Below are 16,610 nucleotides of genomic sequence, written 5' to 3'. Positions count from 1 at the left end.
AATGAGTGATATCAAATATATTTTAGGCAGCTTTGGCGATCCTGACGAAATGATGCACGGCATCGAAAAACTTCAGGAAAATAACATCAGCATTCATGATGTATACACACCGATGCCTATACACGGAATAGAAGCCAAATTAGGAATTAAAAGATCTAGAATCGATATCGCAGCATTTTGCTTTGGTATTACCGGTACTTGCTGTGCATTCGCTTTGATTTATTTCTGCGCAGTAATCGATTGGAGAGTAAACATAGGTGGTAAACCATCATTTGCATTACCGGATTTTATTCCGATAATGTTCGAGCTTACAGTATTATTCTGTGCTTTCGGTATGGTGTTAACTTATTATGCATCTACGCACTTATTTCCGGGAAGAGCACCAAGAGTGATGGATTTACGTGCTACTGATGATCGTTTTGTTATTGCAGTTGATGCAAAAGACAATGTAGAACATACTGTAATTGATGGATTATTAAAAGATGCAGGTGCTTTAGAAATAAAGTATAATGAAAGGAAGTACATTAGCTATGAATAAGAATAAATTTGTTTACACTGCGTTTTTAGCTATCGCTTTTGCAGCTACCTTTTCTGCTTGTAAAGATAAACGCAGTACTGGCTTGGAATATGCCAGAAACATGTATGATCCGATTGCTTACAATCCAGATCAGCCAAACAAAAATTTTAAAGATGGTAAAACAGCTCAGTTACCACCTGCACATACTAAACCAGTAGGTTTTACTGAATATGATGAGTATCCTAATACAAAAGAAGGATATGAAGCAGCAGGTGTGAGTATGGTTAACCCTTTACCAGTAGATACTGTTAATTTAGCTCAGGGTAAACACTTATTTACCGTTTTCTGTAGCCCTTGCCACGGAGAAAAGGGAGATGGACAAGGACACTTAGTTAAAATTGAGAAATTTAGTGGTGTACCTGCTTATCAAACGGGTGCATCTTCTAGAGGTGGTAACATGGTTGATCTTACTGCAGGTAAAATTTACCACACCATTACATACGGTGTAAATAACATGGGCTCGCATGCTTCGCAAATCTCACCAACAGATCGTTGGAAAGTGGTGATGTATGTTCAACAATTACAAAAAGGACAATAGTAAAGCAGAATATAAATGGGAACTCACAATATTAATTTTAGTGAACAGTTTGAGTTTACAGGTAAAGTAAAAACCTTAAGCATTGTTGGTATCGTTATCGGTATTGCGGCTGTATTGTTCGGTTTCTTAGCCGGCGATAAAGTAATGCACGAGCGTACTTTTGCTAACCTGTTGCTTATGGCATATTACTTTGCATGCGTTTGTATGTCGGGTACATTTTTCCTGGCTGTTCAATATGTAGCTCAAGCAGGTTGGTCTGCATCAATTTTACGTGTACCACAAGCTATGGCAAAAACATTGCCTATTGCAGCTGTAATACTTGTTGTAGTAATTTCGGCAGGTTTATATACACATAATCTATATCACCACTGGCATGCTGATGGATTAACTGATCCAAAGAGTGCTAATTATGATTCTATTATCGCTGGTAAATCAGTGTTCTTAAATGTACCTTTTTTCTTAGGCCGCCAGGTGGTGTTCTTAGGTATCTATAGTATATTTTCGATCATGTTTGTTAAGTTTTCGTACAACGAAGATTTAGCAGGTGGTTTAAATTCTTACAGAAAAAGCTTTAAAAATGCTTGTATCTTCTTGGTAATTTACGGTTTTACAACGCCGATTTTTGCTTTCGATACGGTAATGTCATTAGAGGCACACTGGTTCTCAACCATGTTCGGCTGGTATAACTTCGCCGCTATGTGGGTAAGCAGTTTAGCTACTATCGCCATTATTCTTATCTTATTAAGAAGAGCTGGTTATATGCAATGGGTTAACAATAGCCACTTACACAATTTAGGTCAGTTTATTTTCGGTTTCTCTATCTTCTGGACTTATGTATGGTTTGCTCAATTCTTATTGATCTACTATGCAAACATGCCTGAGGAGACTGTATATTTCTACAAACGCTTTGAATATTACAAGTTCTGGTTTTTCTTAAACCTGGCCATGAACTTCTTAGCGCCAGTATTATTATTAATGGACAGAGATAACAAAAGAACAGATGCGAAATTGTTGTTTGTTTCTATTGTGGTACTTTTAGGTCACTGGGTAGATTACTACCAAATGATTATGCCAGGAGCCGTAGAAGAAGGACATAATGGTTTTGGTATCATTGAAATTGGTACTGCAATAGGTTTCGTAGGATTGTTTACCTTTACGGTTTTAACATCATTAAGCAAAAAACCATTAATTGCAAAGAACCACCCATTATTACAAGAAAGTTTGCATCATCAACTGTAGTGGTGATAGGATAAAGCAAATATTTAATTATTATTATAATTAGCAGTACAGCGTACTACTTTTAAGAAAATGAGTTTAAGAAAGTTTATAACGAATAAAACGACCGCAGCTTTAGCAGTATTGATTACTGTTTTTGCAAACACTAGCGTATTTGCGCAAGATGCAGCAGCAGGTGCTGCCGCGGCACCGAAAGTTGATATGGGCGAGGTTTATAAATCGGTAATATTTTATATTCTGGTTTTCCTTGCCGTATGCTTATTCATTGCAATTATTGGTAAAGCAATAAAAGTATATGAATTAAGCCGCGAAGCACAAGGTAAACCTGTTGGCATTAACTGGAACAGGGTACACGCAAGTTTGTTTGCGCTGTTTTTAGTGATCGGGTTATATGGTGTATATTGGGAATATACAGTACATGGGGCAATGTTACTTCCTGATGCGGCATCTGAGCATGGAAAGAAAATTGATGAAATGTTTAATTTAACATTAATCATTACTACTATTGTATTTGTAGTTACACACATCTTATTATTCGGATTTTCTTATATCTATAAATACTCAGCTAAAAGAAAAGCTTACTACTACCCACACAATAATACCATCGAAAAAATCTGGACAATCGTTCCGGCTTTAGTATTAACTGTTTTGGTATTAATGGGTTTCTTAACCTGGAGATCTATTTTCTTCAAAGTTGAAGATCCAAACAACAAACCATTACAGATAGAAGTTACTTCTGAGCAGTTTAAATGGTCTATCCGTTATCCTGGAGCTGATGGAATAGTAGGTAACAAAAATTACAAATTAACTACAGCTACCAATACATTGGGTATCGATTTCAAAGATATAAACTCTCGCGATGATGAGATGGCTGATGAAATGGTTCTTCCTGTTGGTAAACCAGTTAAATTGATCTTAACCAGTAAAGATGTGATTCACAGTTTTTACATGCCACACTTCAGAGTACAGTTAAATACCGTACCAGGTATGAGAACTATATTTGAGTTTACGCCTACAAAAACTACTGCAGAAATGCAGCAAGAAACTAACGATCCTAACTTTAAGTACCTTTTCTTATGTGCTAAGATTTGTGGATCAGGTCACTACAACATGCAAAAAGTTGTACGTGTAGTTTCTGAGGCTGAGTACAAAACTTGGATAGCTGAACAGAAAACATACTTAAACGACGATTTAAGAAAACAATTTAATTTGCCAGTGGCACCTGCACCTGTAAAATCAGTAGCAGATTCAGCAGCTAAAGATTCAGCAGCTGTGAAAACTAACCAAATGGCTTTAAATAAATAATATTAAGCAGGAGCGAACGAATTATGTCAACAATAGCATTACACGACGAACACAATCACGATCACGCTGATCATGGGCATCATAAAGAGACTTTGATTTCAAAGTACATCTTTAGTATGGATCATAAAATGATTGCTAAGCAATTTTTAATTACCGGTATTATTATGGCGGTAATAGCAATGGGCTTATCAATTTTATTCCGGATTCAATTGGCATGGCCAGATCAAAATTTCCCTTTCTTAGAAACATTTTTAGGTAAATGGGCTGAAGGTGGCCGTATTAAACCCGATTTCTACCTGGCTTTGGTAACCATTCACGGTACCATCATGGTATTCTTTGTACTAACGGCAGGTTTAAGTGGTACATTTAGTAACTTACTTATTCCGCTTCAAATCGGAGCAAGAGATATGGCATCGCCATTCTTGAACATGCTTTCATACTGGTTCTTCTTTATGGCCTGCGTGATCATGATGTCATCATTCTTTATCCAAACAGGTCCTGCATCTGGTGGTTGGACGGTTTATCCGCCATTATCGGTTGTAGCGAAAGCAATGCCAGGTTCTGGTTTAGGTATGACTTTATGGTTGGTAAGTATGGTACTTTTCGTGGCATCATCGCTAATGGGTGGTATTAACTACGTAAGTACAATCTTAAACATGCGTACTAAAGGTATGGATCTTTGGAAAATGCCATTAACTATCTGGGCTTTCTTTTTGACCGCTATTTTAGGTATCTTATCTTTCCCTGTTCTTGTAGCTGGGGTAGTGTTAATGGTATTCGACCGTAGTTTCGGTACAAGTTTCTACTTATCAGATATCGTTATGGGTACGGATATTTTACCAAATGAAGGTGGTTCGCCAATTTTGTGGCAACACTTATTCTGGTTCTTAGGTCACCCTGAGGTATATATCGTAATTATGCCAGCTTTAGGTATTTCATCAGAAGTAATCTCAGTAAACTCACGTAAACCAATCTTTGGTTACCATGCAATGGTTTACTCGTTAATTGGAATTACCGTATTATCATTCATCGTATGGGGTCACCATATGTTTGTAACTGGTATGAATCCATTGTTGGGTGGTGTGTTTATGATTACAACGTTAATCATCGCGGTACCATCGGCAGTAAAAACCTTTAACTATTTAGCTACATTATGGCGTGGTAACATCCGTTTCACTCCAGCAATGTTATTTGCTATCGGTTTAGTTTCATTTTTTATCTCTGGTGGTTTAACCGGTATATTCTTAGGAAATGCTTCATTAGATATTAACTTACACGATACCTACTTTGTTGTTGCCCACTTCCACTTGGTAATGGGATCTGCAGCAATCTTTGGTATGCTTGCGGGTGTGTATCACTGGTTCCCTAAAATGTTCGGTAGAATGATGAACGCTAAATTAGGATATTTACACTTCTGGTTAACTTTCATTGCAGCTTACCTGGTATTCTTCCCGCTTCACTTCTTAGGTTTAGATGGTGTACCTCGTCGTTACTATGCATTTACCGAGTTTGAATTTATGAAGAAATGGTTAACGGTTAACGTATTTGTAACATGGGCAGCTATTATGGCAGCACTTGCTCAGGTAGCGTTCTTGTTTAACTTCTTTTATTCAATCTTTAAAGGAAAAGTATCTCCTCAAAACCCTTGGGAATCGAATACATTAGAATGGACTGCTCCGGTAGAACACCTACACGGTAACTGGCCGGGAGAAATTCCTACGGTTTACAGATGGCCATATGATTATAGCAAACCAGGACATGATGCAGATTTTATTCCTCAAACTGTTCCTTTCTCTCAAACCATGAGCTCTAACTTGCCTCACGATTTTGAAGGAAATGCAGAAGCAGAAAAAATACAGCAAGATTGGGAATTAGCTAACCCTGTTGGAGAAAACAAGGGCTAGTTTAAGCTTAAAATAAAATTTTAAAAGGGGTATCTGATTAAGTTTCTGCTTATCCGGATACCCTTTTCATCTTAATAGATATATGGTCAGCAGATCAGAACAACGTTTCATTAGAATTAATCTTATAACCATCATAGTTACGCTATTGGTTATACTTGCCGGTGGTATTGTGCGCAGTACCGGATCGGGCATGGGTTGTCCGGATTGGCCTAAATGTTTCGATCGTTACATTCCGCCAACTGATGTATCGCAACTTCCTGCCAATTATAAAGAGAAATATGTAGCAGGTAGGTTAAAGAAGAATGAAAAGTTTGCCAAATATCTGGAAAGCATGGGTAAGGTAGCCTTAGCTGATAGCATTAGGCATGATAAGAGTATCACCATACCTGAAGAGTTTAATCCAACAAAAACCTGGACCGAATACCTGAATAGATTAGCTGGGGTAGCCGCAGGGATCTTCCTGTTTTTAACAGTTGTGTATTCATTTGCTTACCGCAAAACAGCCAAACGAATTATTCTACTCAGTATCCTGAATCTTTTTGTAGTGGGATACCAGGGATGGTTAGGTTCGATAGTGGTTTCTACCAACCTGGCGCAATGGGTGGTAACTGTACACATGTTGCTGGCACTGGTTATTTTAGCGATATCTATTTATACCTACAATTATGCGAAGCAATTGAATAAAGTGCCTTCGGTAATTATGTACCGTATAGCATGGCTAAAGGGATTTTTGTTCTTTACCCTCGTAATCAGTATCATTCAGATTGTTTTAGGAACCGAGGTTAGAGAAGCAGTAGATGTGATTGCAAAGTCGCTCTCTTACGGAAGCAAGAATATATGGATTTCGAAAGTAGGAGAAGTATTCTCTTATCACCGCGATTTAGCTATACTCGTAGTAATTGCAAATGCAGTAGTATATAAAATGGTTATAGACCGTTTTAGTGGTAAGGCTGCACCGTTGTTAACTGCAAGGTTTATATTAATAACGCTCCTCATACAGTTATTAAGTGGTTTCGCTTTAGCATATATAGCTTTCCCACCGGCAGCGCAGGCATTGCATATTTTATTCTCTACGCTGTTATTTAGTTTACAGTTTTACCTGTACTTATTGGTTTACCGAACAAGTACATATAAACAATAATATTTAAGAAAATTGAAGCAATATCTTTCAGATTTTTCTAAACTTATCAAATTCAGGCTATCGTTTACGGTGGTGTTTTCGGCATCGATCTCTTTTTTGATCGGACAGAAAATGCAGGTGGGTAGAGGCCATATCCCTAGTATCGATTGGGGAAACTGGCTAATATTGATTGCCGGTGGTTTTTTAGTAACCGCTGCTGCAAACTGTTTTAACGAAATTATTGAGAAAGACTTAGATAAGTTAATGTCTAGAACTAAAGACCGCCCTATGCCAGCAGGTAGAATGACTACCGGACAAGGATTGATCCTGGGGGTTTTTATGGCATTTTTGGGTACCTGGTTATTGGGTAAATTAAACCTGGAAACAGGTTTACTCTCTGTATTTTCGATCCTGTTGTATGCCTTTGCTTATACACCATTGAAGAGAAAATCGCCAATAGCTGTTTTTGTAGGTGCCATTCCAGGGGCTTTACCGCCACTAATTGGATATTTAGCAGCATTCGGCAGTTTAAAAGCAGAAATGTTCCACGAAATTGACTATTACATTGCAGGCATTCTATTTTTAATCCAGTTTGTGTGGCAGTTTCCACATTTCTGGGCAATTGCCTGGGTTTTGGATGATGATTATAAGAAAGCAGGTTTTAGGTTATTGCCAACCAAGAAAAGAGATAAAACATCGGCACTGCTTACCTTTTTAAGCACGCTGATTTTAATCCCGGTAAGTTTATTGCCAACCATTTATGGGTTTGGCGGTTATTACATCGCAGGTTTATCTTTAATTGCCGGGCTTATATTTAGCTGGCTCGCTTTTAAACTTTTAATGAACAGGGAATTGGCCGATGCCAAGAAAGTAATGTTCTGTTCGTTTTTTTACATCCCGGCGGTACAGTTGGGCTTATTATTAAATTTTATAGCAAAATAATTTATGGTGCTAACAATGGAAAAGATGCAGGATACGTTTGACCCTAAACCAAGGAAATTTATTGTTTGGTTATTTGTCGTATCATCAACAATTATGTTTGGTGGTTTTACCAGTTATTATCTGGTATTTGCCGCTTCGAAGGGAAAGGGGCATGGTTTAGTTTTACCTGATGCTTTTATTTACTCTAGTTTGGTAATTATTGCCAGTAGCATCACCTTGGTGCTGGCATCAAAAGCTTTAAGGAAACTGAACTTTAGCTTACAGCGCAATATGCTGTGGATTACCGTAATATTAGCCATCGCTTTTGGTGTAATGCAGTTTAATGCCTGGGGAAGTATGGTTAGAACCGGGGCAACCCTTGTAGGAAACAATGCTGCGATATCTTTTATTTATGTGGTATCTGGCATGCACTTATTACACATTATTGGTGGTGTTGGCCTTATTATTAATGCTTTAGCAGGGAGCTATAAAAGCCTTCCTGTTGCCAAAGTCCAGTATAGAATGGAAATTGCTTCTATTTTTTGGCATTTTATAGATATATTATGGATATATCTGTATGTTTTTTTACTTTTGAACCGTTAAATTTGTTAACAAACTATTATACTATTTCCAAATGAATGCAGTATCACAATTAGATCAAGTTAAAACCGGACCATGGAATGGTGGTCGTTCTCCGTGGTCGGTAGAATATGGTAAAATCATGATGTGGTTTTTCCTTTTGTCAGATGCTTTTACCTTTTCATCTTTATTGATCTACTACGGCGCTCAGCGTTTTTCTAAATTAACGTGGCCAGATCCGGATTTGGTTTTCCAATCAATCCCTGGATTAAAAGAAAGCGGTGCCCCGTTAGTTTTTGTAGGTATCATGACTTTTATATTAATTCTTAGTTCTGTAACCATGGTTATGGCTGTTGAGGCTGGTCACCGTCGTGCAAAAAAAGAAGTAATCTGGTGGATGGTTGCTACTATTATTGGTGGTTTTATGTTCCTGGGTTGCCAGGCTTTGGAGTGGACACACTTATTTCATGAAGGTTTTGGATGGGGAAAAATTCCTCCAATGGCAACATTACATCATTTATTTACAGGTGAGGTATCTTTAGTATCGGCGCAACAATTTTCTAACCTGTTCTTCACCATTACCGGTTTCCACGGTTTTCACGTATTTACTGGTGTTTTAATTAATATCATCATATTAGTGATGACCATTAATGGGAGTTTTGAGAAAAGAGGACACTATTTGATGGTAGAAAAAGTGGGTTTATACTGGCACTTTGTTGATTTAGTATGGGTGTTTGTATTTACATTCTTCTATTTGGTTTAATTTATCATATTATAAAAATATTTTTATGTCAGAGCACGCACATACAACAGAAGGCCACGAGCATGGCGAACATGCAGGAATGAATAAAGCTAAAATCTGGAAAGTTGCCGGTATCTTATCGCTAATTACAGGTATTGAGTTTATTATAGCACTTTGGCTTATTCCAGGGCATCATATTCCTCAGCATATCGGTAACTACATTTATATCGCTTTAACTTTGGTAAAGGCATTTTATATCGTAGCTTATTTTATGCACTTAAAGTTTGAGAAATTAGGCTTACAGCTTGCATTAACGGTATCATTTATTTTCATTATTTACTTTATTGTTTTAATGCTGATAGAAGGTGGGTTTTTAAACATCCACATGATGAACCATTAATGAAAAGAAGTCCTATCAAAAAGGTAATAATCCTGGTAAGCATTTTAGCTATACCGGGATTTTTGTTTTTTTACTTATTGCCACACTTTGCAAAGAACAGGTATAAGAGTTTACCCATCTTTGGTGAAAAAGTAGTTGCATCAACTTTCCACAGTGTAAAAGGAAAGAAAATCCCAGATACCATTTACCATAAGATTCCTGATTTTAAACTCATAAACCAGCATAACGATACCGTTACCTGGAAATCGTTGCAGAACAAGATTGTGGTACTAAATTTATTTTATACTAGTGCCAACAACCAGGAAACAAGTAAATACATCAAGAAATTATCCGATGGGTATGAACAAAAACCTTTGGTTAAGTTTTTAAGCCTGTCTGTTGATCCACTTGATAAAGGTAGAATAAAAGATTTTGCCCAACAGTTTAAGGCAAAAGCTGGAAAATGGGATTTTCTGATTGGTGATACCATTCAAACTTATTCGTTAATCAGAAAAGGCTTGTTACTTGATGTAGTTGCAGATGAAACGAAAGAGAAAGCCAATTTCATTTTTAGCAATAAAATAGTACTTATCGATAATCTACACCGTATACGCGGCATTTATGATGCCGACAATGCTGAAGCAAATGCCAGGTTGGAGGATGAAATAAAAGTACTTATTGCCGAGTATTTAAGGAACGTTAAAGACGGCAGGTAATTGGCTTAGCGGTTAGGGCTTTAGCATTTGGAGCCCGAAGTCGATACAAAAAATAATAATATAAAAGAGATTTAAATACTCATGGAAAATTCCCCAATTGAGAAAAAGTATAACAAGTGGATCATCATTCTTTCCATTTTTATACCGGTAGCTGTGGCCTTTTTATTTGTGGTAAAGTTAAAGGATCTGGGAATAGATGCGCCAACTCTACCTTTTTTGCCACCAATATATGCAACCATTAACGGAATTACAGCTGTACTGCTGATCGTTGCGGTTTGGGCCATTAAAAATGGTAAGATTAACCTGCACCAAAACCTGATGAAAACGGCTATAGGCTGCTCTTTGTTGTTCTTGGTAATGTATATTGCTTATCATATGACTACCCCGTCTACCAAATTTGGCGGAGATGGAGCTATTAAGTATGCCTACTTTTTTATCTTGTTAACGCATATCCTATTGTCGATAGCCATTATTCCATTGGTTTTGGTAACTTATGTAAGGGCATTGGCCGAGCGTTTCGATCGTCACAGAAAAATTGCAAGAATTACTTTCCCACTTTGGCTTTATGTAGCCATTACAGGCGTAGTGGTTTATTTGATGATTTCGCCATATTATCAGTATTAAAGGATTTTTAGTCTAAACAAAATAACAAGAGCCTTACTTAAAATGTAAGGCTTTTTTAGTTATAGTCGTTTTTGCCGACGGAAGATATTTGTTTTAACCCAATTTTTTTTTCACTTTTATGTATATTACATCTCACAGAAAACACTTATAAATTTGTAGGTGAGGAGGTAGATCGACTAATTTATGGCGCCAGGAAGGATAGAAGATGAACGTAAGCTTATAGAAAAAATCGTAGAGGGGGATGAGCAGGCTTTTTCTGTTTTGTTCTTCAAATACCTTCCTGTACTCCAAATTTTTGCCACCAAGTTTACCAAATCAGATGATGCCGCCGAAGAAATTATTCAAGATTCATTTTTAAGGGTTTGGCTAAATCGCGATAAATTATCGGATGTAGCGAATGTGAAGGCTTATCTATATAAATACGTTTCTAATGAATGTTTAAGTTACCTGCGTAAAAAATTAAAAGAAGATAGAGTTGTTGATGCATTTGTGGCCAAACAACAAAATAGCCATAACAATACCGCAGAAACTATTAATTTAAACGAGGTAACAAAAATTATTGCAATTGCTGTCGAAAAATTACCTGATCAACGTAAAAATATATACCAATTGAGCAGACGTGATGGTAAAACTATACCTGAAATTGCAGAAATGCTCAATATTTCGCCTAATACTGTTAAAAATGCCCTTGTAATTGCCCTTAAATCGATACGTATACACCTCGATCAGCATGGGATTGTATTCTTTTTCCCAATAGTTTTTTTCTTTTTGAAAATAAAATAGAAAAAATTGATGTCCCGATAGTCCTAATTTTCTTTTGCTGCTTCTTAGTATCAGAATCTTTATGGAAGAACGTATACATTATCTCTTACAACAGTTTACAGCTAAGACCTTAAGCCAGGCCGAAAGGGAAGAACTTTTAGTTTTAGCAGAAAACAGCACATCATTGCTTTCTGACGAAATCGTGAAAATGATTATCGCAGAAGAAGAACATGCGGTTAATGTTGTTGATGAAAAATGGAATCCGGTTCTAAATAAAATTCTGGCGGTAGACAAACCAACCCGATCGCCTAAGCGGATTTTACTGAGGAGTTTAAAATGGGCTGCCGCTGCAGTTGTTTTTATCGTGTTTTCGTTCACCGCTTACCTCTCTTTACAGAAAAAGAAAGAACACGTTTTTGCTACTGATGTAGCACCGGGAAAAAATAAAGCTATTCTTACTTTGGCCGATGGAAAGAAAATTTCACTTTCAGATGCGATGAATGGCGACGTTGCCAAAGAAGCCGGTTTCTCTATCACCAAAACTGCCGATGGCCAGTTGGTATATAACGTGGCTGGATCAGAAAGTACAAATGATACCAGATTAAATACCATTTCGACTCCAAATGGTGGCGAATGGCAAATCCAGTTGCCCGATGGCTCTACAGTTTGGCTAAATGCAGCATCTTCAATTCAGTATTCGTTAAATATCGGAGCCGCTAAACAGCGTGTTGTTAAACTAGACGGCGAAGCTTATTTTGAAGTAGCTAAAAATGCAACCCATCCTTTTATTGTAGAAACCGATAAGCAGTCTGTTGAGGTATTGGGTACGCATTTTAATATTAATAGCTATAAGGATGAACTTGTAACTAAAACTACTTTGCTTGAAGGAAGTGTACGTGTTTCTCATAAAAGTACCAATGAAAGCGAAATCTTAAAGCCAGGAGAGCAATCATTAGTATCTATTTCTGGCATTGATATAAAGGAAGTGAATGTAGATGAATCAATAGCATGGAAAAACGGATACTTTATGTTCGACAATGAAAGACAGGAAAGTATTCTGCGTAAAGTTGCGCGTTGGTATAATGTTGAGGTGGAATATGCAGATGCAGATGCAAAAAATGTAATGTACTATGGAACGGTAAGCCGTTTTGAGAAAATATCCAAAGTTTTAACAAAGCTGGAACAAACTGGCCAGGTCCGCTTTGATATTAAGGCCAATAAAATTATAGTTTATAAAGAATAGAACCAGCAGACAGGGGCCTGACTAACCTTTGTCTTAAAATAAAAGATCTTAAATTAATCAACTAATTAACCTAATCAAACTATGAAAATACCTCGACAAAATATCTAGCCTTATCAAAGAACAAGGGTAACAAAAAAGGAGTGCTACTAACACCCCTTCTGTTTATCTGTTCGTTCGTTCCGGTATACCGGAGCCGATTAATTAATTATTTCTTGGATTAACCGCGAAACGCTATTTGGCGTCTAAACTTAATTGCGCTTCGCACAAAAACAGACTAATAAATGTACAAAATTTATATTAAAAATTTATGTACGCCTCCAGGCTACATACCTAAATTTTTACGAATGATGAAGTTAATTACGGTCATAATGCTTGCTTCGCTCGTGCAGGTTAGTGCAGCTTCATTTGGCCAGCTGGTTACGTTGAAAGAAAAAAATGTAACATTCGAAAAGGTTTTTAGAGAGATCAGAAAACAATCTGGTTATGACGTTCTTTTATCGACCAATAAAATTAAAACCTCAACTACTTTAAATGTAGATTTTAATAATTCTACGGTAGAAGAGGTAATGAACAAAATTGTTTCAGGTAGAGAGCTAACCTATACAGTAGAAGACAGGACTATTCTGATCAAATTAAAGGAAAAGTCGGTTTTTGATAAAGTATTAGGCTATTTTATTGCTGTTAAAGTAACCGGAAAAGTTAAAGATAAAAATGGCGCAGTACTTCCAGGTGTAAGTGTAAGAGAAAAAGGCGCTGCGAACGCTGTATCAACAAGTAGTTCTGGTGATTATTCTATCTCAGTAAAAGAAGGAGCCACATTAGTTTTTAGCTTTATTGGATATAGAACAATAGAGGTTGAAGTTGGATCTAAAACTTCTATAAATGTAGTATTAGAAGAAGATGCAAATGAACTTAAAGATGTAAATATTATTTCAACAGGTTATCAGAATTTAAATAAGAAATTATTTACCGGAGCTGCCACAGCACTAAAAGGAGCTGATGTTAAACAAGATGGTATTACGGACGTAAGTCGTATGCTCGAAGGTCGTGTAGCTGGGGTTTCAGTACAAAATGTTTCTGGTACTTTTGGAGCGGCACCAAAAATCCGTGTTCGCGGTGCAACCTCAATTACTGGAGATAATAAACCATTATGGGTGGTTGATGGTGTGATTTTGGAGGATGTTGTTAATATCTCCAATGAACAGTTATCATCAGGAGATGTAAGTACGTTGATTGGATCCTCTGTAGCTGGTATAAACGCAGACGATATTGAATCATTCAATATCTTAAAAGATGCGGCTGCGACTGCACAATATGGTGCACGCGCAATGAACGGTGTTGTGGTTATAACAACAAAGAAAGGACGTATTGGTAAACCGTTAATCTCTTATACAGGTAATTTTTCTACCTATTTAAAGCCTACGTATGACAGTTATAACATTATGAATTCTTCTGATCAAATGTCTGTTTATTCAGAATTGGCACGCAAAGGATGGTTAAATCATTCTAGTGCTTCGAGAGCTGCAGACGGAGGTGTTTTTACCAAAATGTATCAATTAATTAATACATACGATGCAAGTTCTGGTACATTTGCTTTAGCAAATACCCCTGAAGCAAGAAATTCATTCTTATCTCGCTATGCAACTGCAAATACAGATTGGTTTGATGTACTTTTCAAAAACTCTTTAATGCAAGAGCACGCCATTAGTGTTTCATCAGGAACTGAAAAATCTCAGCTGTATTTTTCAACCAGTTATTTAAACGATAATGGTTGGGCTATTGGAAATGATGTAGAACGTTATACTGCAAATGTTAACGCTGTATTTAATCTTTCAGATAAACTTTCAGTTAATTTTATTACTACAGGATCAATCCGTAACCAAAAGGCTCCTGGCACTGTGGGCCGTGTTAGTAACCCTGTTGAAGGAACATACTCTAGAGATTTTGATATTAATCCTTTTAGTTATGCATTAAATACAAGTAGAACTTTAACTGCATTTGACCAAAACGGGAACAGGGAAAACTTTACAAGAAACTTTGCCAATTTTAATATTCTGAATGAGCTGGATAATAATTCGTTGGACTTAAGTATGTTGGATTTTAAACTCCAAGGTGGTTTGGGCTATAAGTTTGTGAAGCACTTTAAGTACGATTTCTTAGCATCGATGCGATATGTAAAAAGTGGCAATGAACATAAAGTAAAAGAAAATTCTAATATGGCAAATGCCTATAGAGCGAATGGTGATTCTTATATTCAAGATAATAATCGATTCTTGTTCCGTGATCCCGAACATCCAGAATTACAACCTGTTGTTGTGCTTCCTTATGGTGGCTTTTATAATACAACTGATGATTTTCTTAAATCGTATATGGTTAGGAACTCTATAGAGTATGATAACACCATCGATGAGAAGCACTTAATTAATGTTTATGCTTTTCAGGAAATGAGAATGGCTGATCGCCAAACCAAGAGCATGATCGGTTATGGTTATCAATACGATAAAGGCGGAGTTCCATTTATTGATCCAAATATTGTGAAACAGGCTACATTGAATAATTTGAATTATTATTCAATGAATCATAGATACGATCGTTTCGCCGCATTTATGACAAGGGCGGCCTATTCTTACGATGGTAAATATTCATTTAATGCTACTGGTAGATATGATGGTTCAAATCAGTTGGGAAGTTCAGCTACTGCTAGGTGGTTACCTACCTGGAATATTTCTGGTGCCTGGAATATAGATAGAGAGAAGTTTTTCGAAAATGAAAGACTGATGAAGATCCTAAACCGTGCTACCATTAGAGCGACATATGGTTTAACAGCAAGTTTGGGTAGCGCTACCAACTCGGCATTAGTTTTAAGGAATGGAAGTTCTTTAAGGCCGTATACGAATGAAACTGAATCTGTTATGAATATCGAATATATTGAGAACCGAGATTTAACATGGGAAAAACAATATGAGACTAACATTGGTCTTGATCTGGGCTTTTTTAAAGATAAGTTAAATATAACTGTTGATTTATATAACAGGAACGGGTTCGATTTAATCAGTCCATTAAGAACTTCAGGAATTGGCGGGCAGTATTTAACTACTGCGAATTATGCTGATATGAATACTAAAGGTATCGAGGTAACATTAAGTGGGCCAATTATTAAAACTGCTGAATGGAGCTGGAGAAGTAATTTTAACTTTGGCTATAACAAAAACAAGGTTACTAAACTTTCAAGCCCTCAAAGTATATTCAGTTTGGTAACTGCAGATGGTGGACCACTGCAAGGCTTTCCATACAGGGGGTTGTACTCTGTAGATTTTACAGGTTTAAATCATGATACGGGAATTCCTGAATTTATCAATGAAAAGGGTGAGAAAAGTGGTGATGTTTATATGCAGAGCCTTGAAACTAAATACTTAAAGTATGAAGGTCCAACAGACCCAAAATTGACAGGTGGTTTTTACAATAGTGTAAGTTATAAAGGATTTACTTTTGGCTCTTTATTTACTTTCTCTGCAGGAAATAAAATTAGGCTAAACCCTGTATTTGCCACTTCTTATTCAGATTTAGATGCCTTGCCTAATGAGTTTAAAGATAGATGGACATTACCAGGCGATGAATTGAAAACAAACATCCCATCTATTCTTGATGTTGAAGCAGCAGCTAATATTGACGGAACGTATCCTTATAATACTTATAACTACTCAACAGCCAGGGTGGCAGATGGAAGTTTTATTCGTTTAAAACAATTATCGCTGTCGTACGCATTGCCTGCAAGAATCCTAAAAACTATTGGCGCAAACAATGCATCAATAAGTGCAGTGGCAAATAATTTTTGGTTGATTTATTCTGATAAAAAACTTAAAGGACAGGATCCGGAATTTTTTGCCTCAGGTGGTGTAGCGTTACCAATTCCAAAACAGTATACGCTTTCTCTAAAAGTTGGATTCTAATTAAATTGAAAAGA

General features: G+C 36.7%; 15 protein-coding genes. All 15 read left to right on the top strand.

Annotation, left to right across the window (positions count from 1 at the left end; genetic code table 11):
* Position 1 precedes the first annotated feature (1 nt).
* The 15 genes from ASU31_RS07205 to ASU31_RS07135 all read left to right on the top strand — a co-directional run bounded on the left by ASU31_RS07205 (position 2) and on the right by ASU31_RS07135 (position 16,596).
* Positions 2 to 538 carry a DUF3341 domain-containing protein gene (locus tag ASU31_RS07205; protein ID WP_029275887.1) on the top strand — a complete coding sequence of 179 codons (537 nt, stop codon included), beginning with the start codon at positions 2 to 4 and terminating at the stop codon, positions 536 to 538.
* The gene (locus tag ASU31_RS07200) at positions 510 to 1,115 is read left to right on the top strand and encodes a c-type cytochrome (RefSeq protein ID WP_057931704.1); all 606 of its coding nucleotides are present in this window, start codon (positions 510 to 512) and stop codon (positions 1,113 to 1,115) included. Before ASU31_RS07205 ends, ASU31_RS07200 begins: the two co-directional genes overlap by 29 nt.
* A gap of 15 nt (positions 1,116 to 1,130) precedes the next feature.
* Positions 1,131 to 2,354, top strand: a complete 1,224-nt coding sequence (locus ASU31_RS07195; RefSeq protein WP_057931703.1) for a hypothetical protein — start codon at positions 1,131 to 1,133, stop codon at positions 2,352 to 2,354.
* A gap of 69 nt (positions 2,355 to 2,423) precedes the next feature.
* Positions 2,424 to 3,656 (top strand): cytochrome c oxidase subunit II, encoded by a 1,233-nt coding sequence (locus ASU31_RS07190; RefSeq protein ID WP_057931702.1) that lies wholly within the window; start codon positions 2,424 to 2,426, stop codon positions 3,654 to 3,656.
* Between the two features lie 23 nt (positions 3,657 to 3,679).
* Positions 3,680 to 5,560 carry a cytochrome c oxidase subunit I gene (locus ASU31_RS07185; RefSeq protein WP_209434969.1) on the top strand — a complete coding sequence of 627 codons (1,881 nt, stop codon included), beginning with the start codon at positions 3,680 to 3,682 and terminating at the stop codon, positions 5,558 to 5,560.
* A gap of 82 nt (positions 5,561 to 5,642) precedes the next feature.
* Complete coding sequence (locus ASU31_RS07180) at positions 5,643 to 6,701, top strand: COX15/CtaA family protein (protein WP_057931700.1); 1,059 nt, start codon at positions 5,643 to 5,645, stop codon at positions 6,699 to 6,701.
* Positions 6,702 to 6,713: 12 nt separating this feature from the next.
* Complete coding sequence (gene cyoE, locus ASU31_RS07175; RefSeq protein ID WP_057931699.1) at positions 6,714 to 7,622, top strand: heme o synthase; 909 nt, start codon at positions 6,714 to 6,716, stop codon at positions 7,620 to 7,622.
* Positions 7,623 to 7,637: 15 nt separating this feature from the next.
* Positions 7,638 to 8,204: a cytochrome c oxidase subunit 3 gene (locus ASU31_RS07170; protein ID WP_083505301.1), complete on the top strand. Its 567-nt coding sequence runs from the start codon at positions 7,638 to 7,640 to the stop codon at positions 8,202 to 8,204.
* A gap of 31 nt (positions 8,205 to 8,235) precedes the next feature.
* On the top strand, positions 8,236 to 8,943 hold the full coding sequence (locus tag ASU31_RS07165) for a cytochrome c oxidase subunit 3 (RefSeq protein WP_057931697.1): 708 nt from the start codon (positions 8,236 to 8,238) through the stop codon (positions 8,941 to 8,943).
* A gap of 25 nt (positions 8,944 to 8,968) precedes the next feature.
* A complete protein-coding gene (locus ASU31_RS07160; protein ID WP_083505300.1) occupies positions 8,969 to 9,322 on the top strand; it encodes a cytochrome C oxidase subunit IV family protein in 354 nt (117 codons plus the stop codon).
* Complete coding sequence (locus ASU31_RS07155; protein WP_057931907.1) at positions 9,322 to 10,017, top strand: SCO family protein; 696 nt, start codon at positions 9,322 to 9,324, stop codon at positions 10,015 to 10,017. The genes ASU31_RS07160 and ASU31_RS07155 overlap by 1 nt, the downstream gene beginning before the upstream one ends.
* A gap of 81 nt (positions 10,018 to 10,098) precedes the next feature.
* Positions 10,099 to 10,641: a DUF420 domain-containing protein gene (locus tag ASU31_RS07150; RefSeq protein ID WP_057931696.1), complete on the top strand. Its 543-nt coding sequence runs from the start codon at positions 10,099 to 10,101 to the stop codon at positions 10,639 to 10,641.
* A 183-nt stretch (positions 10,642 to 10,824) separates the two neighbouring features.
* On the top strand, positions 10,825 to 11,424 hold the full coding sequence (locus ASU31_RS07145; RefSeq protein WP_057931695.1) for an RNA polymerase sigma-70 factor: 600 nt from the start codon (positions 10,825 to 10,827) through the stop codon (positions 11,422 to 11,424).
* 61 nt (positions 11,425 to 11,485) lie between these two features.
* Positions 11,486 to 12,646, top strand: coding sequence for a FecR family protein (locus ASU31_RS07140; protein WP_057931694.1), 1,161 nt, complete (start codon positions 11,486 to 11,488; stop codon positions 12,644 to 12,646).
* A gap of 344 nt (positions 12,647 to 12,990) precedes the next feature.
* A complete protein-coding gene (locus tag ASU31_RS07135) occupies positions 12,991 to 16,596 on the top strand; it encodes a SusC/RagA family TonB-linked outer membrane protein (RefSeq protein WP_083505299.1) in 3,606 nt (1,201 codons plus the stop codon).
* Positions 16,597 to 16,610: the final 14 nt, after the last annotated feature.

Origin of the sequence: Pedobacter ginsenosidimutans (genome assembly GCF_001442625.1) — a bacterium.
GTDB lineage: Bacteria > Bacteroidota > Bacteroidia > Sphingobacteriales > Sphingobacteriaceae > Pedobacter > Pedobacter ginsenosidimutans.
This window is presented reverse-complemented; position numbering and strand designations above follow the sequence as displayed.

Bases quoted from the DNA above. Each gene is read 5' to 3' on its own strand.
- ASU31_RS07180 (WP_057931700.1), top strand. From the start codon at position 5,643: ATGGTCAGCAGATCAGAACAACGTTTCATTAGAATTAATCTTATAACC.
- ASU31_RS07160 (WP_083505300.1), top strand. From the start codon at position 8,969: ATGTCAGAGCACGCACATACAACAGAAGGCCACGAGCATGGCGAACAT.
- ASU31_RS07200 (WP_057931704.1), top strand. From the start codon at position 510: ATGAAAGGAAGTACATTAGCTATGAATAAGAATAAATTTGTTTACACT.
- ASU31_RS07165 (WP_057931697.1), top strand. From the start codon at position 8,236: ATGAATGCAGTATCACAATTAGATCAAGTTAAAACCGGACCATGGAAT.
- ASU31_RS07190 (WP_057931702.1), top strand. From the start codon at position 2,424: ATGAGTTTAAGAAAGTTTATAACGAATAAAACGACCGCAGCTTTAGCA.
- ASU31_RS07205 (WP_029275887.1), top strand. From the start codon at position 2: ATGAGTGATATCAAATATATTTTAGGCAGCTTTGGCGATCCTGACGAA.
- ASU31_RS07145 (WP_057931695.1), top strand. From the start codon at position 10,825: ATGGCGCCAGGAAGGATAGAAGATGAACGTAAGCTTATAGAAAAAATC.
- ASU31_RS07135 (WP_083505299.1), top strand. From the start codon at position 12,991: ATGATGAAGTTAATTACGGTCATAATGCTTGCTTCGCTCGTGCAGGTT.
- ASU31_RS07195 (WP_057931703.1), top strand. From the start codon at position 1,131: ATGGGAACTCACAATATTAATTTTAGTGAACAGTTTGAGTTTACAGGT.
- ASU31_RS07170 (WP_083505301.1), top strand. From the start codon at position 7,638: ATGGAAAAGATGCAGGATACGTTTGACCCTAAACCAAGGAAATTTATT.
- ASU31_RS07140 (WP_057931694.1), top strand. From the start codon at position 11,486: ATGGAAGAACGTATACATTATCTCTTACAACAGTTTACAGCTAAGACC.
- ASU31_RS07155 (WP_057931907.1), top strand. From the start codon at position 9,322: ATGAAAAGAAGTCCTATCAAAAAGGTAATAATCCTGGTAAGCATTTTA.
- ASU31_RS07185 (WP_209434969.1), top strand. From the start codon at position 3,680: ATGTCAACAATAGCATTACACGACGAACACAATCACGATCACGCTGAT.
- ASU31_RS07150 (WP_057931696.1), top strand. From the start codon at position 10,099: ATGGAAAATTCCCCAATTGAGAAAAAGTATAACAAGTGGATCATCATT.